At 72.1% G+C, this 20,790-nt stretch carries 17 protein-coding genes and 1 pseudogene; 5 read left to right on the top strand and 13 right to left on the bottom strand.

Annotated elements, in window-relative coordinates:
• Positions 1-17: 17 nt before the first annotated feature.
• Positions 18-371 (top strand): hypothetical protein, encoded by a 354-nt coding sequence (locus OG594_RS27055; RefSeq protein WP_266604041.1) that lies wholly within the window; start codon positions 18-20, stop codon positions 369-371.
• Positions 372-514: 143 nt separating this feature from the next.
• The gene (locus OG594_RS27050; RefSeq protein WP_266604039.1) at positions 515-1,585 is read left to right on the top strand and encodes a C40 family peptidase; all 1,071 of its coding nucleotides are present in this window, start codon (positions 515-517) and stop codon (positions 1,583-1,585) included.
• Positions 1,586-1,604: 19 nt separating this feature from the next.
• Here OG594_RS27050 and OG594_RS27045 read toward each other — a convergent pair whose 3' ends face one another.
• From OG594_RS27045 to OG594_RS27030, 4 genes are all read right to left on the bottom strand, one after another.
• A complete protein-coding gene (locus OG594_RS27045) occupies positions 1,605-2,702 on the bottom strand; it encodes an NYN domain-containing protein (protein ID WP_266604037.1) in 1,098 nt (365 codons plus the stop codon).
• Between the two features lie 139 nt (positions 2,703-2,841).
• On the bottom strand, positions 2,842-3,945 hold the full coding sequence (locus tag OG594_RS27040) for an esterase family protein (RefSeq protein ID WP_266604035.1): 1,104 nt from the start codon (positions 3,943-3,945) through the stop codon (positions 2,842-2,844).
• Positions 3,946-4,048: 103 nt separating this feature from the next.
• A complete protein-coding gene (locus OG594_RS27035) occupies positions 4,049-4,720 on the bottom strand; it encodes a response regulator transcription factor (protein ID WP_323185333.1) in 672 nt (223 codons plus the stop codon).
• Positions 4,721-4,743: 23 nt separating this feature from the next.
• Positions 4,744-6,039, bottom strand: a complete 1,296-nt coding sequence (locus OG594_RS27030) for an ATP-binding protein (protein WP_266604031.1) — start codon at positions 6,037-6,039, stop codon at positions 4,744-4,746.
• 131 nt (positions 6,040-6,170) lie between these two features.
• Between OG594_RS27030 and OG594_RS27025 the strand changes: the two genes are divergently transcribed.
• Both OG594_RS27025 and OG594_RS27020 read left to right on the top strand, forming a co-directional pair.
• Positions 6,171-7,499 (top strand): PspC domain-containing protein, encoded by a 1,329-nt coding sequence (locus OG594_RS27025; protein WP_266604029.1) that lies wholly within the window; start codon positions 6,171-6,173, stop codon positions 7,497-7,499.
• Entirely contained in the window at positions 7,486-7,710 is a 225-nt protein-coding gene (locus OG594_RS27020) for a hypothetical protein (protein ID WP_266604027.1), read from the top strand. The genes OG594_RS27025 and OG594_RS27020 overlap by 14 nt, the downstream gene beginning before the upstream one ends.
• Here the strand turns inward: OG594_RS27020 and OG594_RS27015 are convergent.
• From OG594_RS27015 to OG594_RS26995, 5 genes and pseudogenes are all read right to left on the bottom strand, one after another.
• Entirely contained in the window at positions 7,656-8,171 is a 516-nt protein-coding gene (locus OG594_RS27015) for a TQO small subunit DoxD (protein WP_266604020.1), read from the bottom strand. The genes OG594_RS27020 and OG594_RS27015 overlap by 55 nt on opposite strands.
• A gap of 18 nt (positions 8,172-8,189) precedes the next feature.
• A complete protein-coding gene (locus tag OG594_RS27010; RefSeq protein WP_266604018.1) occupies positions 8,190-9,446 on the bottom strand; it encodes a hypothetical protein in 1,257 nt (418 codons plus the stop codon).
• A 102-nt stretch (positions 9,447-9,548) separates the two neighbouring features.
• The gene (locus OG594_RS27005; protein WP_266604016.1) at positions 9,549-10,310 is read right to left on the bottom strand and encodes a class II aldolase/adducin family protein; all 762 of its coding nucleotides are present in this window, start codon (positions 10,308-10,310) and stop codon (positions 9,549-9,551) included.
• Positions 10,311-10,435: 125 nt separating this feature from the next.
• A complete protein-coding gene (guaA, locus tag OG594_RS27000; RefSeq protein ID WP_266604014.1) occupies positions 10,436-12,022 on the bottom strand; it encodes a glutamine-hydrolyzing GMP synthase in 1,587 nt (528 codons plus the stop codon).
• A gap of 70 nt (positions 12,023-12,092) precedes the next feature.
• Positions 12,093-12,482 (bottom strand): annotated as a pseudogene (locus OG594_RS26995) (Scr1 family TA system antitoxin-like transcriptional regulator); the annotation flags it as partial.
• Positions 12,483-12,790: 308 nt separating this feature from the next.
• On the opposite strand from OG594_RS26995, the gene OG594_RS26990 reads away from it, so the two are divergent.
• Positions 12,791-13,051 carry a chorismate mutase gene (locus OG594_RS26990; protein WP_266604012.1) on the top strand — a complete coding sequence of 87 codons (261 nt, stop codon included), beginning with the start codon at positions 12,791-12,793 and terminating at the stop codon, positions 13,049-13,051.
• 588 nt (positions 13,052-13,639) lie between these two features.
• Here OG594_RS26990 and OG594_RS26985 read toward each other — a convergent pair.
• The 4 genes from OG594_RS26985 to OG594_RS26970 all read right to left on the bottom strand — a co-directional run bounded on the left by OG594_RS26985 (position 13,640) and on the right by OG594_RS26970 (position 20,761).
• Positions 13,640-15,349, bottom strand: coding sequence for an LPXTG cell wall anchor domain-containing protein (locus OG594_RS26985; RefSeq protein WP_266604010.1), 1,710 nt, complete (start codon positions 15,347-15,349; stop codon positions 13,640-13,642).
• 195 nt (positions 15,350-15,544) lie between these two features.
• Entirely contained in the window at positions 15,545-17,302 is a 1,758-nt protein-coding gene (locus OG594_RS26980; RefSeq protein WP_266606588.1) for a GMC oxidoreductase, read from the bottom strand.
• Between the two features lie 98 nt (positions 17,303-17,400).
• Positions 17,401-19,032: a succinic semialdehyde dehydrogenase gene (locus tag OG594_RS26975; RefSeq protein ID WP_266604008.1), complete on the bottom strand. Its 1,632-nt coding sequence runs from the start codon at positions 19,030-19,032 to the stop codon at positions 17,401-17,403.
• 103 nt (positions 19,033-19,135) lie between these two features.
• Positions 19,136-20,761: a serine/threonine-protein kinase gene (locus OG594_RS26970; RefSeq protein ID WP_266604006.1), complete on the bottom strand. Its 1,626-nt coding sequence runs from the start codon at positions 20,759-20,761 to the stop codon at positions 19,136-19,138.
• Between the last annotated feature and the right edge of the window lie 29 nt (positions 20,762-20,790).

Raw genomic sequence — 20,790 nt, 5'->3', positions numbered from 1 at the left:
CTCGTACGCTCGACGCCATGGACGTACTCATCAATGTCTTCGTCGGCCTGCACATCATCGGGATCGCCTCGCTCCTCGGCGGCTTCCTGACCCAGATGAAGGCGATGAGCGCGGGCACCGCCCGTTTCACGCCCGCCATGCTGCACGGCGCGCTCACCATGCTGGTCACCGGCGTGCTCCTGGTCGGCTTCAACCAGATGGCCGGGGACCCCGTCAACAACATCAAGGTCGGCGTGAAGCTCGCGATCCTCTTCGTGATCCTCTGCCTCGTCTACGTCAAGCGCGACGAGGAGCACGTGGACAAGGCTCTGTTCGGCGCGGTCGGCGGGCTGACCGTGATCAACATCTTCATCGCCGTTCTCTGGCACTGACCCACACCGGAACGATCCGCTCCGGTCCGCTGCGGCCAGCTCCAGTCATATCGGGCCACTTGCGATCATCTCGTCATCCGCCCGTTACCTCCGGGTCTAGCGTCCTCCTCCAGGCACCGACAGAGGAAGGACGTGAGGCCCTCGTGGCCAGTCATCGAAAGCCCAGGCAGCGCCCGCTCTCCGGCGGCCCGGTACGGACGACCGCCGCCACCATCGCCCTCGCGGGCGCTGCCACCGCCACCGCCTTCGAAGGCAGCGCCCAGGCCGACCCCCGGTCCACCCCCGCCCAGGTCAAATCGGAGGTGGACCGGCTCTACGAGGAGGCCGAGGCGGCGACCGAGCGGTACAACGGGGCGAAGGAACGGGCGGACGAGGCCGAACGCGCGCTGACCGGACTGCGCGAGGAGACCGCCCGCAAGACCGACCAGCTCAACACCGCCCGCAGCGCACTCGGAACGCTCGCCGCCTCCCAGTACCGCAGCGGCTCCCTGGGCACCACCGTCCAGCTCGCGCTGGCCTCCGACCCGCAGGAGTACCTCTCCCAGGCCGCCTTCATCTCCCGCGCCGGGGACCGCAACGCCGCCGGGATCACCACCGTGCGCCGCCGGCTCGACGAGGTCGGCAAGCTCCGCGAGCAGGCCGCCGGGCGGCTCGCCGACCTCCGCTCCCGGCAGGACGAACTCGCCGGGCACAAGGCCGAGATCGAGGAGAAGCTCACCGCCGCCAAGAACCTGCTGGCCCGGCTCACCGCCGAGGAGCGGGCCGCCTACGAAGCCCGGTCGGCCGGCGGACCGGCCGCCGCCCCCGCCGCCGCCTCCGCCTCCGCCCCGTCCAAGGGCGCCGCGCCCCCGCCCCCGTCCGACGGTTCGCGCGCGGCCCGCGCCGTGGCCTTCGCGCACGGAGCGATCGGCAAGCCGTACGTCTGGGGCGCGACGGGCCCGGGCTCCTTCGACTGCTCCGGCCTGACCCAGGCGGCCTGGCGCTCGGCCGGGGTCTCCCTGCCCCGCACCACCTACACCCAGATCAACGCCGGCCGGCGCGTGTCCCGCGACCAGCTGGCCCCGGGCGACCTGGTGTTCTTCTACTCCGGGGTCACCCACGTCGGCCTCTACGTCGGCAACGGCCAGATGATCCACGCCCCGCGCCCCGGATCGACGGTCCGGCTCGCGCCGATCGACTCGATGCCCTGGGCCGGCGCCTCCCGCCCCGCGTAGGTCGGTCGGACGGACCCGCTCATCCCCGGGCGCAGTAGCCGCAGGTGCCGCGCCGGCGGAGGTAGTAGGCGAGGGTGGCTGCGCCCAACGCGGCTCCCCAGACCACCCAGAGCATCGCGGGGTAGTTGGTCCCCCAGCCGAAGGGCTGGTCCCCGCCCCGGATCATCTGGAGGCCGCCGGGTACGAGGACCACGGACACCAGCAGGGCCGGGACGATCGCGGTGGCGAGCGCGACCGGCCTGCCCGCCTTGAACGGCACCCACCGCGGCCAGACCTCGCCCCAGCGCGCGACCAGTCCGTGGGTCAGCACGCCGCCGACGGTCGAGGCGATCGCGAGGCCCAGCCCGATCCCGAGCATGCCCGGGGTGTCCTGCATGTCCTTCAGGAACGCGTCGGTGATGCCCATCGGGTAGCCGAAGAACCAGGCCACCCGGGTCACGTCGTACGGGATGCTCGACAGCACGGCGATCAGTACGGCCCGGCGCCCCCAGCGGGCCGCCGCCTGCGGCGCGGTCCAGGCCGCGGCCCTTCCGCCGCGCCCGCAGTGCGCGCACAGTCCGCGGGTGCGCCGCTGGTACGCCAGTACGGCCAGCGTCCAGAGCACACCGCCCACGAACAGGATCAGCAGGTTGTCCCGGTGCCAGTAGAGGATGTCGCCGATGCCGTCCTGCGGGCCGGGCACCCCGGTGAAGGCGAACACCACCAGGAGCGGCGCGAAGGCGACCACGGCGATCAGCGTGTAGTCCTGCAGGACCACCGTGAGCGCGAGGGCCTGCGCCCAGCCGAAGCCGAGCAGGAACCGTCGGGCGGCGGCGCCGCTCGCCGGGCGGCGTGCCATGAGCACCCCGCAGACCGCCCCTGCGAGGCCGAGCGCCGCGATGACCGGGCTCACGACGGCGGCCGGGCTCGGTTCGAGGACGGATCCGGCCGACCGGTCCTCGTCGACCGGCGCGAACGGGTACGCGGCGCCGCCCAGCGTCCAGTACAGCCCGGCCAGACCGTAGGCGAGGGACCAGGCGGCCGCCGCGTACGGGGTCCAGTGGGGCCAACCCGACCACCACCGGCGCCGCACCGCCGCCCGGACCTGCTCGTTCCCGCTGCTCACCGCATGTGCCATGACCCTGGTCCCCCTTGGATTTCGTCCTGGGACCAGGCTCCCGGGCCGCGGGTACCGGGCACATCGGCCGACCGGCAGAGATCGGCGGCGGGGTCCGCGGGGCCGTCCGCCGATCGGCAGACGCAGGGCCCGGCGCGGGCTACGGGGCCTTGACCACGCCGCTCAGCCAGCCGAAGGTCTGCGGCAGCTGCTTGGACCACGATTCGAGGTTGTGCCCGCCGACGACCTTCTCCGCGTGCACCACGGTCGGGCTCTTGGCGATCGCCTTGAGGTCCGTGCCGGACAGGTAACCGTCCTGCTCGGCCCCCGACATCCACAGCGCCACCGCGGGCGGGGTGGGTGCGGCCTGGAGCCAGTTCTTCAGGTTGTGGGTCTTGCGCAGTTCGGGGTCCTTGGCGACCAGCGACGAGGGCTCCTGCCCCGGGTCGTTGTAGCCGGACAGGGAGACGGCCGCGCTGTAGCGGTCGGGGTGCGCGATCGCGAGCTTGGCGGCGCAGTAGGCGCCGGCCGAATAGCCGGCCACGCCCCAGGTGCGGGCCTCGTCCGAGGCCCGGAAGTTGTCGACGACCATCTTGCGGACGTCGACGCTGAACCAGCTGTCCGCGTTGACCTTGCCGGGGATGTTGGCGCAGCCGGTGTCGCCGTTGCCGAGCAGCATGGCGCGCGGCGAGACCAGGATGAACGGCTGCACCTTGCCGCTCTTCATCAGCGGCTCCAGCACCTCGTGCGCCTTGAGCCCCTGGAACCAGGACTTCCCCGTGCCCGGTATGCCCGGTATGAGCTCGATCACCGGGAACTTCTTGTCCTTGTAGGCCGGGTCGTCGTACTGCGGCGGCAGCCACACCATGACGTCGCCCTTGACCCCGGAGATCTTGCCGTCGAGCTCGGTCTTCTGGACCCGCCCGCCGACCCCCTCCACCGGCTGGAACTGCTGCTTGACCTTCGGCGCCTCTTCGACCTTCTTGCCGCCGAGCCCGTCCGGGCCGAGGTCGGGGGCGGCCGTGACGTACTTGCCGGTGCCGAACAGGTCGCTCCACGAGGCATAGAAGTGTTCGGCGCGATTGACCGCGACGAACACCACGGCGATGGCTGTGACCTGGGCGAACACCACCATCAGCGCGCGCAGGAGCGTGCGCACGGCGGCCGGGCCGCGCACCTTGCTCCACACGGCCAGCGGAAGGACGACGGCGATCGCCGTCAGGGCGATCACCGTCGCGAAGAAGGGTGTACCGGTCAAGCTCATCACGCCACCCTAGAGGGCACCGTGCGCGCTCCCGGTTGCCAGGTCGGCCTGCGGCGTGGGTCACACCGCAGGTCGGACGCAGGTCAGACGTCTGCCCCGGGGCTCAGACCAGGCGGCGGGCCGTCGCCCAGCGGGTCAGCTCGTGCCGGTTGGAGAGCTGGAGCTTGCGCAGGACGGCCGAGACGTGCGACTCGACCGTCTTCACCGAGATGAACAGCTGCTTGGCGATCTCCTTGTACGCGTACCCGCGCGCGATCAGCCGCAGCACCTCGCGCTCGCGCTGCGTGAGCCGGTCCAGGTCCTCGTCGACCGGCGGCGCGTCCGTCGAGGCGAACGCGTCGAGCACGAAGCCCGCCAGCCGCGGCGAGAACACCGCGTCCCCGTCCTGCACGCGGAAGACCGAGTCCACCAGGTCGCTGCCGGTGATGGTCTTGGTGACGTACCCGCGCGCACCGCCCCGGATGACCCCGATGACGTCCTCGGCCGCGTCGGACACCGACAGCGCCAGGAATCTGACGGGGTTCTCGCCCGCCGCCATCAGCGGGGCACAGCGCCGCAGCACTTCGACGCCACCGCCGCCGGGCAGGTGCACGTCGAGCAGGACCACCTCGGGCCGGGTGGCGGTGATGACGGTGACGGCCTGGTCGACGTCGGCCGCCTCGCCGACGACCTCGACGCCCGTCCGGTCGGTCTCGCCGATCTCGGCCTGCACCCCCGTGCGGAACATCCTGTGGTCGTCGACGAGCACCACCCGGACGCGCCTGGTCTCCCCCACGCCTGCGTTCTCCCCGGCCTCGGTCATCCTGTGTTCGCCGCCCTCTCCATCTCCAGCTCGACTTCCGTGCCGCCGTCGGGCGCGGACCGCAGCCGTGCGGTCCCGCCGTTGCGCTGCATCCGGCCGATGATCGATTCTCGTACGCCCATGCGGTCGCCGGGTACCGCGTCGATGTCGAAGCCCGGCCCCCGGTCCCGTACGGACACGAACACCGTCTGCCCCTCCACCTCCGCGTACACCTGTACGGGCCCGCCCTCGCCACCGTACTTGGCGGCGTTGACCATCGCCTCGCGCGCGGCCTGGATCTGTGCCGCCAGCCGCTCGTCGAGCGGGCAGTCACCGACGACCACGACCTCGATCGGGACGCCGTGGTGGTCCTCCACCTCGGCGGCGGTCTTCTTCACCGCCTCCGCGAGGGTGGCCGGCTCCTCCGCCTCGTCCTTGCCGGTGCCCTCGGGCTTGTAGAGCCAGTTCCGCAGCTCGCGCTCCTGGGCCCGCGCGAGCCGGCGCACCTCGGAGACGTCCTCCGCGTTGCGCTGGATCAGGGTGAGGGTGTGCAGCACCGAGTCGTGCACGTGGGCGGCGACCTCGGCGCGCTCCTGGGCGCGGATGCGCATCAGACGTTCCTCGGACAGGTCCTGGGTCATCCGGATCAGCCAGGGTCCGGCGAGCAGGGCCACGCCGACGAGGACGGCGAGGGTGGCGGTGAGGACGTTGCCGAGCTGTGCGGCGGAGCCCCGTACGACGATGAAGACGGTCAGGCCCACCCCCACCAGGGCGACACCGGCGAGGGCCCGCGCGACCTGGAAGAGGCGTCCGCGCCGTTCGGCGGCCGTGGACCAGTGGGCGCGGCGGGCGTTGTCGGCCTGCCGCCACACGAGCACGACCCCGGCCCCGACCAGCAGCGTCGGCCACACGTACCGGCCGGACGCGCCGCCGAGCTGGACCTTGGAGATGAAGATGCCCGCACCGATGAACAGGGCGATCAGTGCGGTGATCTGCCCCCGGTCGGGCTTGCGCAGCCGGCGGGTGCCGTCGGGGAGGTTCTCGAAGAAGGAGCGGTGTCCGGTCCGGCCGCCGACGCCGAGCGGTACGAAGACCCAGAACGCGGCGTACAGCAGCACGCCCAGCCCGTCGCCCCACATGAACAGCAGGAGGAACGCCAGGCGGACCCAGCCCACCGGAAGCCCGAGGTGCCCGGCGAGACCGCGCGCGACACCGCCCAGCATCCGGCCGTCGGCGCTGCGGTAGAGCTTGCGCTGCGGCACCTCGTCGGTGTCCGGTGCGTGCGGGGTTCGGGGAGCGGCGGCTACGGGCATGTCACCAAGGGTCACACGCCCGGCGGGGGCCGGTCATCAGGGCATTCCCCCACTCGTACCGGGGGGATATCAGGGTTGCACCAGGGTAGGGCCCGGTGCCGTCCGCCCCTGCGGCCCGTCACCATGGACCCATGACCGAAGTACACGACGCCCCGCCGGCCGGGCCCGGGGCCCCGCGGGCCGCCGACGCCCGGCCGCTCCTGCGCCGCAGCAAGCGCGACAAGGTCCTCGCGGGCGTGTGCGGCGGCCTCGGTCGGTACTTCGACCTGGACCCGGTGGTCTTCCGCATCGTCCTCGGTGTCCTCGCGGTCACCGGCGGCGTCGGTCTGATCTTCTACGGCTTCGCGTGGCTGCTGCTCCCCCTGGACGGCGAGGAGGACAGCGAGGCGAAGAAGCTGCTGACCGGCCGGGTCGAGGGGGCCACGCTGGCGGCGGTGTTCGCCGCACTGGTGGGCTGCGCGCTGTTCCTGTCGATGCTGGACAACGGCGGGCTGGCGGCCTTCTCGGTGCTGGTCGTCCTGGCACTGGGCGGGGCCTCGTACTGGTCGCAGCGCAGGCGGCACACCGGCGGGCCCGAGGCGCAGGCGCCCGACCCGGCCGGCAGCCCCTCCCGGGCCGCACACTCGCCGGCCCCGCCGGAGACGCAGGCTCCGCCCACCCCCGGCGGCCCGTCCTGGTGGCGGGACCCGCTGGTCAAGGACGGTACGACCGGCCCGGTCGGCGGGACGGGGTACCTGTGGGGGCCCGACGACTCGGCGGACCCGGTGGCGACCGGCCGCACCCCGGCGGCCGCGAAGGCGCCCGCCGCCCCGGCCCGCCCGCGCGGCGGCATCGGCGGCCGGGTCTTCGTGCTGGCGCTGTTCGCCGGCATCGCGGGGACCGCCGCCACCTGGGAGGGCAACCCGCTCGGCGAGGCCCTGCAGACCGGACTCGCCGCCGCACTGGTCGTCCTCGGTCTGGGCCTCGCGGTCAGCTCCCTGCTGGGACGCACCGGCTTCGGCACGGTCGTACTGGCCGTGTGCACCGCGGGCCTGCTCGCGGGCGCGGCCGTACTGCCCCGGGAGATCGGCACGGACTGGCAGGAGGTCGAGTGGCGTCCGGCCGCGGTGGCCGACGTGAAGCCCGTGTACGAGGCGGGCACCGGGCTCGCCACGCTGGACCTGAGCCGCCTGGACGTGCCGAAGGGCACCGAGGTGGCCGTCGAGGCCTCCATCGACGCGGGCCGGCTCAAGGTCGTCCTGCCGAGGGAGGTCACCGCGCTGGCCGACGTCACCATCCGGCGGATGGGCGACATCCAGTTGCCCGGCGACTACGCGGGCCGCATCGAGCGGGCCGGGCCCGGGGAGCAGAACCGTACGGAAACCCTCGCGCCGGCCGCCGGCACCGAGGCCGGCGGGACGATCGAACTGCACCTCGGTGCGGACTTCGGACAGGTGGAGGTGACCCGTGCGGCGTCATGAGTTCCAGCCGGGACGGCTGATCGCGGGACTGGTCCTGGTGGTGGCGGGCGTGCTCTACCTGCTCGACAGCACCGGCGGGGCGGACCTGCCCTGGTTCGCGGTCATCCCGATCACCATGGGCGGGCTCACCCTCGCCGCGCTGGTCGGGCTGGTGACCTATGCCGTACGCCGGGACAAGCGCGACCGGATCACCGAGTCCAGCGACAGGTAGGGCGCCCCGGCGAGGATCAGCGGGGTCCACGCCATCATGTAGATCAGGTCGTTGCCGTAGTAGTACGGGGTCACCGCCCACGACACCGTGAGCCACAGGCTGAGCGCGATCAGCGCCCCTCCGACGGCCGCGACGCGGGTCAGCAGGCCGGCCAGGGCCCCGAGGCCCACCAGGATCTCCCCGATGGCCAGGGCGACGGCGAAGCCGACGGGCGAGTTCAGCGACAGGTCCACGAGGCCGGGGATCGCGGAGGTGTCGCGGATCCCGCGCATCATGTCGCCGATGGAGCCGTCTCCGGAGGCGGAGAGGAACGCAGGGTCGGTCAGTTTGTCGATCCCCGCGTACACGAAGGTCACGCCGAGGAAGAGCCGCAGGGGCAGCAGCGCGTGCCGGGAGGCCAGCTCGCGCAGCCCCACGACGTCGCGCGGGGCGTCGGTTTCAAGAACATCGGTTCGGTTCACGCGACATGTGTACCCCGATCACTCGGCAACATCGATGGTGCAGCGGTTGGATTCCACCCCTGCGGCCGTGACCACCTGAATCTCGACGCGCCCCGGCTCCACCTCCGCCGGGACCGGCACGGTCAGCACGGCGTCGGAAGGATTGGTGAATCCGCCCGCCACCGGGACCAGCGGCACGTGCACGTGCACCGCCCCGACCCGTACGACCAGACGGGCCAGCATCTCCGGCGTCTGCGCCCCGGGCGGCACGAAGCCCACGCCCCGGATCTCGATGTCGTCCCCGGGGCGGACGGCCGCGTCCAGATCCCCGGGCTCGCGTCTGCGCACCACCGACAGCACCAGTGGGCGGCTGCCCTCCGCGTACTTCGCCGCCAGGTACACGGCGGCCGACAGGGCCACCAGCAGGGCCAGCGCCCAGGGCAGCTGTGGCAGCCGGGCCGGGAAGCGCGCCAGCGAGGCCGTCGCGTAGGCGAGCACCGCCGTCGAGACGAGCACGTACTGCGCGTCCGGGAAGCTCCCGCGGCCCGCGTCGTCCGTCAGCAGGTCCACCCCGCGCGGCCGGTCGGCCGGCAGCTTCTGCAGCCGCTGGCCCATGATCCGTACGGAGACCACGCGACGCACCAGCACCGCGACGGCCGAGGTCAGCGAGACCACCGCCAGCAGCGGCAGCGCCCGGTCCAGCGCGAGGCCGGCGTACAGCGCCTGCCGTTCGGGTCCGGGCGCCGAGGCGGCCAGCCGCAGCGCGGGCAGCAGCGTGGCGAAGGCCGTCAGCACCACCCAGGCGGTGGGCACCGCCTTCGAGGTGGACAGCCGGTTGTCCTCGCCGACCAGCGGGGCCAGCAGCCCGCCGCGCACGGACTGGGCGCGGGCCCCGACCGTGAGCAGTCCGGCCAGCACCAGGGCCGCCAGCAGCCCGGCGGTGCGCGCCGTGGACCAGCCGGTGCCGAGCGCGGCGGCGACCTGCACCAGCAGCAGGACCCCGGCGGCGATCCAGACGGCGAGGACGGCCCGCCGCGAGAACAGGTACAACCAGGAGTTCCCGGCCTCCCGGCCCCGGTCGGCGACGGTGCGGGCCGACAGGGTCAGCTCGTCGGAGACCCACTGGCGGGAGGCGCCGAGCGAGTGGGCCACGGCGGCCGGCACGCCCTGCCCGGAGGCGAATTCGTCGCGCTTCTCCAGGAACGCCGCTACCGCGCGACGGTGGCCCTCGCGGGCGCACTCGTCGCAGGCGCAGGCGGTGGTATGGGTACCTCGGGACATCTCTTGGACAGCCACGTACGTGCCGCCTCTCTGAACTACGGTGCAATGCCAGCGAATTGTGCACCACTGCGGCAGTGCTCCGGATTGCGCACGATGTCAGAGCAGGTGATTAACGGTTCATGATGTTGACGCCACCAGCTCCCTGAGCGGCTGGTAGCTCACCCAGGCGGCCAGATCGGACCCGAACCGTTCACGGGTCGAGGTCGCGGCGCGGTGGTCGATGGGCACCGGCTTGCCGGCGGCCCGGGCGATCAGCTGCACCTGCGCGGCCCGTTCCGCCTCGATGAACCACCAGACCGCGGCGTCCACCGAGTCCCCCACCGTCAGCAGCCCCCGGTTGCGCAGGACCAGTGCCTTGTACGGGCCGAGCGCGAGCGCGGTCCGCTCCGGTTCGTCGGCCCCGGAGTACTCGTCGAGGAGCGCGTGGTCCTCGTAGAAGGCGCAGGCCTCCTCGGTGATCGGGGCCAGCAGCTCGCCCAGGGCCGCCAGCGCCCGCCCGTACGGGCCCTGCGCGCGGACCACGGCGGCCACCTCGGGCCGCTTGCGGTGGACCGCCGCGTGCACGGCGAAGGCCAGCTGGTTGACCCGGCGCCCGCCCCGGACCACCCGCCCGTCCCCGTCGACCAGCAGGAGGTCGTCGGCGGTGAGCGCGGTGAAGGCCCGACCGAAGGGGTTCACCCAGTAGCAGTCGTCGAACTCCGGGTCCCGCGCGGTGATCTGCCCCGCCACCCCGTCCTCGTACCCCAGGCGCCCCAGCAGCCGCAGCGCTTCGGCGAGCCGCTCCTTGCGGTGGGCGCGCGCCGCGTCGACGGTGTCGTGCACGGGCGGCATCTCGAAGCCCAGCCGCTCCACGGGCACGGGTACGGGCTGGTCCGGCATGGGCGCTCCTTCGAACGGCTCGGTTCGCCGCGCAAGGTACCGGGGGCCCTGCCAAGTGGCCAGAGGAACGGCGAAGCCGCCGCCCGCGGGTGCGGGGCGGCGGCTTCACGGCGTTCTGGGTGGGACTACTCCCACTCGATGGTGCCCGGGGGCTTGCTCGTGCAGTCGAGGACCACCCGGTTCACCTCCGGCACCTCGTTGGTGATGCGGGTCGAGATCCGGGCGAGCACCTCGTACGGCATGCGCGTCCAGTCCGCGGTCATCGCGTCCTCGGAGGAGACGGGGCGCAGCACGATCGGGTGGCCGTAGGTGCGGCCGTCACCCTGGACGCCGACGCTGCGGACGTCCGCGAGCAGGACGACCGGGCACTGCCAGATCTCGCGGTCGAGGCCGGCCGCGGTCAGCTCGTGGCGGGCGATGGCGTCGGCCTCGCGGAGCAGGTCCAGGCGCTCCTTGGTGACCTCTCCGACGATGCGGATGCCGAGGCCGGGGCCCGGAAAGGGCTGGCGCTGGACGATCTCGTCGGGCAGGCCGAGTTCCTGGCCGACCATCCGGACCTCGTCCTTGAACAGCTGGCGCAGCGGCTCGACGAGCTCGAACTCGATGTCGTCGGGGAGCCCGCCCACGTTGTGGTGGGACTTGATGTTGGCGGTGCCGGTGCCGCCGCCGGACTCGACGACGTCCGGGTACAGGGTGCCCTGCACGAGGAAGGCGACCGCGGGGCCGTCCTCCTGGAGGATCTCCAGCTGGGCCTGCTCGAAGACGCGGATGAACTCACGGCCGATGATCTTGCGCTTGGTCTCCGGGTCGGAAACTCCGGCCAGCGCGTTCAGGAAGCGCTCCTGCGCGTCGACGACCTTCAGCTGCACGCCGGTCGCGGCGACGAAGTCCTTCTCGACCTGCTCGGTCTCGCCCTTGCGCATCAGGCCGTGGTCGACGTAGACGCAGGTCAGCTGCGAGCCGATGGCCTTCTGCACGAGGGCCGCGGCGACGGCGGAGTCCACGCCGCCGGAGAGGCCGCAGATGGCGCGCTTGTCGCCGACCTGCTCGCGGATCGCCGCGATCTGCTCCTCGACGATGTTGCCGGTGGTCCAGGTGGGGGCGAGGCCCGCGCCGCGGTAGAGGAAGTGCTCCAGGATCTGCTGGCCGTGCGTGGAGTGCATCACCTCGGGGTGGTACTGCACGCCGTAGAGCTTCTTCTCGTCGTTCTCGAAGGCCGCGACCGGGACGACGTTCGTCGACGCGGTGACGGTGAAGCCCTCGGGGGCGGCGGAGCAGGCGTCGCCGTGGGACATCCACACCGACTGGTTCTCGGGGGTGCCCTCGAAGAGGGTGGAGCCGGCCTTGGAGACGGCCAGCGGGGTGCGGCCGTACTCGCGGGCGCCGGTGTTGTCGACGGTGCCACCGAGGGTGACCGCCATCAGCTGGAAGCCGTAGCACATGCCGAAGACGGGGACGCCGGCCTCGAAGATCGCACGGTCGAGCTGCGGGGCGCCCTCCTCGTACACGGAGGACGGACCGCCGGAGAGGATGATCGCCTTGGGGTTCTTGGCCAGCATCTCGTCGACCGGCATCGAGCTGGGCACGATCTCGCTGTAGACCCGTGCTTCGCGGACGCGGCGGGCGATGAGCTGGGCGTACTGGGCGCCGAAGTCGACGACGAGAACCGTGTCCGGGGCGCTGTCGTGGGCGGCGGAGGGTGCTTCTGGCACGGGGCGGCCTTCCGGCGGAAGAGGTGGCTGTTTTGTCGATTCTAACGGTGGACGTCACCCCCTCTTCGTCTCACCATCCGAATCCCGGCGCCCCCACTGCCCGACGTGCCCGGCTGATCACCCGCTGTGCGTCCGCCCCGAAGGCGGCGGATTCGCGAAGGGCCTGCCAGACCCGGAGGTGGGTGGCGACGCTGTCGGTGCCGTCCAGCCAGAGCTCCGCGTGCCAGGTCTCCACGACCACCTGCCGGTCGTCGTAGATCCAGAACCCGAGTCCTGGGGGGATCTGTAGGACCGCTTCTAGGGGAACGGTCCCCAGTTCCACGGTGTCGAAGCCGATCGCACCGTGCAGACGGTCGAGCTGCGCGCCGAGTACCGAGGGCGAACAGATCCGAGCATGCAGGACCGCTTCCCACAGCAGGATCCGGTAGCGCTTCGCGGAGTCGTACAGTCCCTCCTGCCGCCAGGACTGGGCGCTGCGGCACACGGGGCGGACCGGCCACCACCTCTTCCGGCGCGTCACGCACGCCTCTGAGCCGTCTCAGCATCCGAACGCGATTGGCCCAGAAGGTGACGGAAGGTAGTATCCGCGCCATGCGCAAGCAGCTGAGCTTCGTCTTTACCTATGGCACCGGTCGGTCCGGTCGCCATGGGTCCTCGTGATGCTCGCTTGAGCCACTGACTTCCCGGAAGCGCCCCGGTCCGACAGGACCGGGGCGCTTCCGCGTTTCCGCTCCTGTCGGCACGACACGACCCACAGGAGAGAACACCATGAGCGTCACCACCACCCCCGAGCAGCTGATCGCCGACTCCCGTACGCGCATCGACGCCCTCGACGACCGGATCATCGGCCTGATCCAGGAGCGGATGGCCGTCTCGACCGTCATCCAGGACGCCCGGATCGCCTCGGGCGGCCGCCGGGTGCACCTGTCCCGCGAGATGGAGGTGCTCTCGCACTGGAGCGATGCGCTCGGGAAGCCCGGCACCACCCTCGCCATGACCCTGCTGGAGCTGTGCCGGGGCCGCGTGTGACCGGTGCCGATCGACCTCCGAGGGCGAATTTCGTTCATGCCATGACGGCATGAGCGCAGGTCGGGGAGGACGGACCCGCCCGGTACACCTTCCGGCTGCGCGTGTCGTCTGGCGCCCGCAGGGCCCTGCTCGGGGAGTGGGACCGGTGCCGGTGGGGGTGGAACCAGTGCGTTGCGGAATCCAGGGCGGCACACAAAGCCAAAGCGAAGTGTGGACCTGCGGGTCTCGACCGGTCCCTACCCGGCTACCGCTGATCGCGGAAGACCCGACGGACCGCCGGTCCGCCGGTCCGCCAGGCAGCGTGAGGTAGAAATCCCTTTCGTTCACGAAAGGGAGGATGTCAACCGTCCGGACCGTGACCCGCCCCCATGGACCTTCGTTGGTGAGGGTGTCCGCGTCAGCCAGCCGCGGAACCGCAACACCACGCGTGGATCCGCTGGAGCGATGAGACGCACGCCCCGTGGAGCGTGCGTCGTGGGACCTCGCTCCTTCGCGTGACCGGACGGCAGGGGACAGCAGCCCGGTCACCCCGTAGAGGACGGCCGGCCCGGGGGACGCCCCGGGCCGGCCGTTCTGCGTCGTCGCGCGTTACGCGTGCCCGCCCGCCTTGCGGCGGAACGCCAGGAACAGCCCGCCACCGACGACCAGGAGCGCCGCGCTGCCGAGCGCGATCACCTGGGCGGAGCTACCGGTGGAGGCGAGGCCGCCGTTCGCCGTGACACCCGTACCGGTGGCCGAGGCGCTCGGCGCAGCGGTCGCGGTGGGCGTCGCGGAGCCGGTCGGAGCCGGCGTGGCCGAGGTGGTGGCGGTCGGGGTCGGGGCCGGTCCGCTGCCCTTCGCGTTGATCACGAAGGCCGCCTTGTTGTTGGCGTGGTTCGGGTCCCAGCGCTGGCCCGTGGTGCCCTCCGGCGTCCACTCGCCGACCGTGATCGAGCCCTCGGCGCCCGCCACGACCTTCTCGATCTTCAGTTGGAACGGGTAGGCGAACGTCTCCTTCTCCCCCACCACATGGCCGGTGGAGCAGAAGTAGCGCGGCGCGCCCAGGGTCTGGTCGCGGTGGGTGCCGTCGGCGTTGACCCCCGTGCAGCCGGCCGGGACCTTCGTGACCTTCGCGCCCGCCGGGATGAAGATGTCGGTACGGGCGACTTCCTTGCCGGAACGCAGGTAGGCGACCCACGCGGGGCCGTCGTTGCGGAAGCCGAAGTCGGCGGTGACCGTCTCGCCGACCCCGCCCTTGAGGGACACGCCCGTGGCCACCAGGTCGGCGGTGTTCCGCGTCGCGAAGTCGAACTTCTGGATGTTGTTCCGGGGCTCGAGGTCAGCCGCCGGCTGGGCGGACCGGGCCGAGGCCTTGGGGGCCTGCTTCGCCGCTGCCAGCTTGTTGCCGGCTGCGGGCCCGCGGTTCTTCGCCGCCTTCTGCTGGTCGCCGGCCGCGGGCGCGCCGTCCTTCGCCGCCTTCGCTGCCTTCGGCTGGTCGCCGGCCGCGTACACCGCGTAGGTCAGGCCGTCGATGAAGGCGTGCGGGGCGGCCTTGAGGGTCAGCGGGCCGTCGACGCCGTAGAGCGCGCCCGGCTCGTACTCGCCTTCCAGCAGGCACTGCACCGTGCTCCAGCCCGCGTTCCGCGGCTGGTCCGCGCGGGTGTCGTCGGAGTAGGAGCAGTTGTCGTACTGCTCGACCAGGTCGATGCCGTGCGTGGTGCGCATTTCGAGGACGACGCCGTTGACGGGGTCGGTGCCCTCGTTGGCGAAGATGATCGACAGGTTCTGCTTGTCGCCCGGCTTCTGCTCCGCCTTCAGCCGGGCTCGCTCCAGCACCAGGTCGGGGCCGCCGACCCGCACCTTGGTGGTGACGGACGTGAAGGTGGCGCCTTCCGCCTTGCCGGTGAGCGTCAGGTCGGCGGTCGCGCCGACCTTGCTGTCCTTGGTCGCGCTGAGGTCCAGGTCCACGACGGTGCTCTCGCCCGTCCACAGCGCCCAGCGCGTGCAGGTCACGGCCGCGGCCGTGAGCTTGCAGTCCGCGCCCTTCTCCTCGGCGAGCTTCACGTCGGCGACGCCCTTGAGGCCGCTCAGGTCGATCGTGAAGGTGCTCTGGCGGTCGAACGTCTTGGTGGAGTCGTTGACGATCCGGAACTTCACCGAGGTCTTCTGCGGCTCACCGCTCTGCCCGGGGTGCGGGCGCAGACCGATCCCGGCCGGTCCGGCCAGGGTGAAGACGGGGTCCGCGGCGTGTGCGGGAACGGCGGCCGGCCCCAGGGCCACGAGGGCGCCGGCAGCCAGCAACGAGATGCGCTTTCTCATGCAGCCGTTGACCGTCGAACATCTGTCGCAGTTGCATGCTTCATCGTGTGATCGACACCACAGCCCGGCATGGCGGATTCCGGTACAACCATCAAGGCTGAACATCTGTCACGTATGTACCACGGTGGGTACCGCGCTCGGAGGGGGAGCGCGGTACCCACCGTTGTCACTGCACCGGTCCCGGTCCCGCATCCCTCACGGGCGGCGTGGCGGAACCTCCGGGACCGCCATGAACGGCAGCCGCAGTACACCGAAGGCCTCCTTCGGTACCGCCGGACGGACCGGCTCCACCGCGTCCAGGCGCGCGTACGCGGCCCCTTGTTCGGGCCGCGGGTCCCGCTCGCCGTTGTTCGGCCAGTAGGACATCGCCCGTTCCGCTTGCGCGGTGATCGTCAGCGACGGGTTCACCCCGAGGTTCGCGGAGACCGCCGAGCCGTCCACCACGGAGATGCCCGGGTGCCCGTAGAGCCGGTGGTACGGGTCCACCACGCCCTCCTCGGGCGAGGCGCCGATCGGGCAGCCGCCCAGGAAGTGCGCGGTCAGCGGGGTCCCCATCAGCTCGCCGATGTTGCTGCCCGGGAAGCCGTTGATCTCCTCGGCCAGCAGGGTCGCGGCCTGCGTGGCCTCCGCGATCTGGACCGGGTTCGGGGCGCCGTGGCCCTGGCGGGCCGTGAGCAGGCCCTTCCCGATCCCGCCGGGCTTGCGGTACGTGGTCAGCGAGTTGTCCAACGACTGCATGACGAGGCCGATGATGGTCCGCTCCGACCAGCGCCGGTTGGACAACGAACGCGCCAGCTGCAGCGGGTGCCGCACGGTCCGGCCGAACCAGGCGCGGACCCGGTGCTTGCTGTGGGGCACCTGGAGGACGGTCATGAACCCCATGGCGTTGGAGCCCCTGCCGTAGCGGACGGGCTCGATGTGGGTGTCGGCGTTGGGGTGCACCGAGGAGGTGATCGCCACGCCCCGGGTGAAGTCGGCCCGGCGGTCGCCCCCGTGCCGCTTGCGGTAGCGGCGGTCGTCGGTCTGCGCGCCGACCAGGCCCTCGGAGTTGGTCCGGGTCAGCTCCCCGAGCCGGTGCGAGAGGCGCGGGAGCTCGCCGCGGTCCTTCATCGTGTGCAGCAGGGTCTGCGTGCCGTAGGTGCCCGCCGCGACGACGACGTACCGGGCGCGCAGCACCTTCGCCCGGCCCCGGCGACGGCCGTCGGTGGGGACGGTGCGGACGCGGTAGCCGCCCTCGGGGTGGTCGGCGAGCGCGGTGACGGTGGTCATCGGGTGGATGACGGCGCCGGCGCGCTCGGCGAGGTGCAGGTAGTTCTCGTTCAGGGTGTTCTTCGCGCCGTGCCGGCAGCCGGTCATGCACTCGCCGCATTCCGTACAGGCCTTGCGGGCGGGGCCGGCGCCGCCGAAGTACGGGTCGGGGACCTCGTCCCCGGGCCGGACCTTCGGCTGCTCCGCTCCCGCCTGACCGTCCTTCCCGTCGCCGAAGAAGACGCCGACCGGGGCCATGTGGAAGGTGTCCGCGACGCCCATCTTCTCCGCGGCCGCCTTGAGGTGGACGTCGGAGGGGGTCATGGTCGGGTTGAGGCGCACCCCGAGCATCCGCTTGGCCTGCTCGTAGTAGGGGGCGAGCTCGCCCCGCCAGTCGGTGATGGAGGCCCACTGCCGGTCCTCGAAGAAGGCGGTGGGCGGCACGTACAGCGTGTTGGCGTAGTTGAGCGAGCCGCCGCCGACACCGGCGCCCGCGAGCACCATCACGTTGCCGAGGAGGTGGATCCGCTGGATCCCGTACAGCCCGAGGGCCGGGGCCCACAGGTAGTTGCGCAGGTCCCAGCTGTTCTTCGGCAGGCTCTCGCGGGTGAAGCGGCGTCCGGCCTCCAGGACGCCGACCCGGTAGCCCTTCTCGGTCAGGCGCAGCGCCGAGACCGATCCGCCGAAACCCGATCCGATGACGATGACGTCGTAGTCGTACGACCCAGACCCAGACGCAGACGCAGACGCAGACCCAGGCTCAGACTCAGACTCAGACTCAGACTCAGACACGGTGCTGCCCCTTAGCGGAGTCGGAGGGCCTTCATGACCTTGAGGCTGCGGGTCATGAACGCCGCGTACTTCTCGTCGTCCATGCCCAGCGAGGGCGCCATCGGGAGCAGCCGCTGGTGGGCGACGGTCTGGGCCTCGGTGTACTTGAGGATGCCCTCGGAGCCGTGGCGGCGGCCGAGGCCGGAGTCCTTCATGCCGCCCATGGGTGCCTGGGCGCTGCCGTAGGCGGGGGCGTAGCCCTCGTTGATGTTGACGGTGCCGGTGCGCAGGCGGGCGGCGACGGCGTGGCCGCGGCGGGAGTCCTTGGTCCAGACGCTGGAGTTCAGGCCGTACGCGGTGGCGTTGGCCTCGGCGATCGCCCGGTCCTCGTCGGTGAAGCGGTAGATCGAGACGACGGGGCCGAAGGTCTCCTCGCCGCACACCGCCATGGGGGCCTCGACGCCGTCGAGGATGGTGGGCTCGTAGAAGAGGGGGCCGATGTCGGGGCGGGCGGTGCCGCCGGCGACGAGGGTGGCGCCCTTGGCCACGGCTTCGTCCACGTGCCGCTGTACGGTCTCCAGCTGGCGCTCGCCGACGAGGGAGCCCATGTCGGCGCCGTATGCGAGGGAGGCGCCGAGCCGCATGGCCTTCGTACGGGCGGCGAACCGCTCGACGAAGGCGTCGGCGATCGAGGCGTGGACGTAGAGCCGCTCGATGGAGATGCAGAGCTGTCCGGCGGAGGAGAAACAGGCGCGGACGGCGCCCGCGGCGGCCTTCTCGATGTCGGCGTCGTGCAGCACGAGCATGGCGTTCTTGCCGCCGAGTTCGAGGGAGACCCCGACGAGGCGGTCGGCCGCGCCCCGGGCGACCTCGCGGCCGGTGCGGGTGGAGCCGGTGAAGGAGACGTAGTCCGCGTGCCGGACCACCTCGGGGCCGACGACGGGGCCCTCCCCGAGGACGATCTGGAAGACCTCGGCGGGCAGGCCGGCCTCGATCAGCAGGTCGCGGGCCCACAGGGCGGTCAGCGCGGTCTCGGTGTCGGGCTTCATGACGAGCGCGTTGCCCGCCACGAAGGCGGGCAGGGCGTCGCCGACCGACAGTTCGAGCGGGTAGTTCCAGGGGGCGATCTGGCCGACGACCCCGCGCGGCTGGCGCAGCTCGGTGACCTTGGTGAGGGTGGGCATGGCCCCGGTGTGGCCCTTGGGGCGCAGGTACCCGGGGGCCTTGCGCCCGTAGTGGCGGGCCGAGACGGCGACCGCCTGGACCTCCTCGTGCGCGTGCAGGCGGGCCTTGCCGGTCTCCAGCTGGATCAGGTCGAGGACTTCGGCCTGCCGGTCGAGAACCAGGTCGTGGAAGCGCAGCAGGACCGCCGCCCGCTTGGCGACGGGGACCGCCGCCCAGGCGGGCTGGGCGGCGCGGGCCCGCTCGAAGGCCTCGGCCACGTCCTCGGGGGTGGCCTCCGGGAGCTCCGCCAGCCGGTCCCCGGTGAAGGGGGTGTGGTTGGCGGTGCGGCCGGATCCGATCACCCCGCGGGTCAGTCGGACGACCAGGTCGGGGGTCACCACGTCGGCGGCGGTGCGGGCACCGGCCGGGGCCGGGGCGACCGGGTTGGTGGGCTCCGGTGCGGTCCGGAGGGGGGCGGCGGGGGCCTGCGAGTCCGTCATGCCGGTGAGCGTATTGCGCCGGACAGCCTTTGGGTACCCGCCGGTAACCGGATTTTGCCTTTTCCGCCAGTGATCGCTGGCAGGATGACGGGATCGGGGCCGATCAGGGCTTCCCGGCGGGTGGCTCCCAGCCGCTGAGCACGAGGTCGAACTGCTGCTCGGTCGTGGCCCAGCTCTCGACCGGGCTCGACATGTAGATGGCGTACTCCGTGCCGTCCGGGGCCACGTACATCTGCTCCTTGGCCCTGCGCGGGCCGGGGTGGTTCTGCTTCTCCGTCCAGGTGAAGTCCCAGAGCGCGGCCCGGGTGCTGTCCCGGAAGGTGTTCTGGTTCAGCCGCACCTTCTTGTAGTCCGTCCGCTTCGCCACCTGCTTCTCCAGATCGAGGAGGTGCGCGTATGGGTCCTGGTAGTCCGGGGTGGAATCGGAGGCGATCCGGATGAAGTGCTTCCCGTCGTCCGGGGTGTAGTCGATCTGGTCGCCGTTCGCCTTGCGCGTCCAGCCCTCCGGAACGAACAGCGTGAAACCGGCGATGGGGTCAACGACCTTGGTCCAGCCCGCCGGCGGGCCCGCCGGGGGCGCCGCCGAGGTGACCACCTTGTCCGGGGCGTCGTCCTGCCCCGTGTCCCCGGTGTACTTGAGCACCCCGAACACACCGCCGCCGCCGAGCAGCGCCGCCACCAGGGCCACGATCACGGCCCGCCCCCGCCAGCCCCGGGCCGGGTCGGCGGTGGTCGTGGTGGTGGCGGTGGCGGTGGCCGCGGGCACCGCAGGCTCCTCCAGCGCGGCCGTCGCCCCGGGTTCCGCCGGCGGAACCGGCACTTCGAACCGTTCCTGCGCCGGGCCCAGTTCCTCCGGGGTCACCGCGCGCGTGGGCACGTACGCCTGCGCGGCCTTCGGCTCGCGGCCCTCCATCGCCTCCAGCAGCATCCGCTCGGCCTCCTCGGCCGAGGGACGCTCCGTCGGGTCCTTGCGCAGCAGGGCCGTGATGATCGGACCCAGCGCCCCGGCCTGGCGCAGCGCCGGCGGCTCGTCGTTGACCACGGCCTGCAGGCTGGAGATGGGCGACGTACGGCGGAACGGCGAACGGGCCTCCACCGCCGTGTAGAGGGTGGCGCCCAACGACCACAGGTCGGAGGACGGGTCGGGGATGCCGCCGGTGACGCGCTCGGGCGCCAGGTAGTCGATGGAGCCGACGATCTCGCCGGTGCGCGTGATGGACGAGTCGCCCTCGATCGCGGCGATCCCGAAGTCCGTGAGCAGCACCCGGCCGTCCTTGGCGAGCAGCACGTTGCCCGGCTTCACGTCACGGTGCAGCACCCCGACCGCGTGCGCGGCGCGCAGCGCGCCCAGCACGTGCAGGCCGATCCGGGCCGCCTCGCGGGGCTCGATCCGCCCGGCCGCCTTGGCCGCGTCCGCAAGGGAAGGACCGTCGATGTACTCCATGACGATCCACGGCCGGTCGTCGTGCTCCAGGACGTCGTGGACGGTGACGACCGCCGGATGCTGGATCCGGGCCGCGGCCCGGGCCTCCTTCTGCGTCCGGGCGTGCATGACGTCCCGGTCGGCCTGGGCGACGTACAGACCCGCCGTCAGTTCCTTGACGGCGACGGTCCTGTGGAGCAGCTCGTCATGCGCGCGCCACACCTTGCCCATGCCGCCCCGGCCGATCGGCTCGACGAGCCGGTACCGGCCCGCCAACACGGCGCCCCCACCTGTCTGCTGTTCCACGAAATCCCGCCGCTCTCTGCACTTCAGGC

Origin of the sequence: Streptomyces sp. NBC_01214 (genome assembly GCF_026340975.1) — a bacterium.
GTDB lineage: Bacteria > Actinomycetota > Actinomycetes > Streptomycetales > Streptomycetaceae > Streptomyces.
Note: the sequence above shows the minus strand (reverse complement) of the source record. Positions and strands in the feature narration are given on the sequence as shown.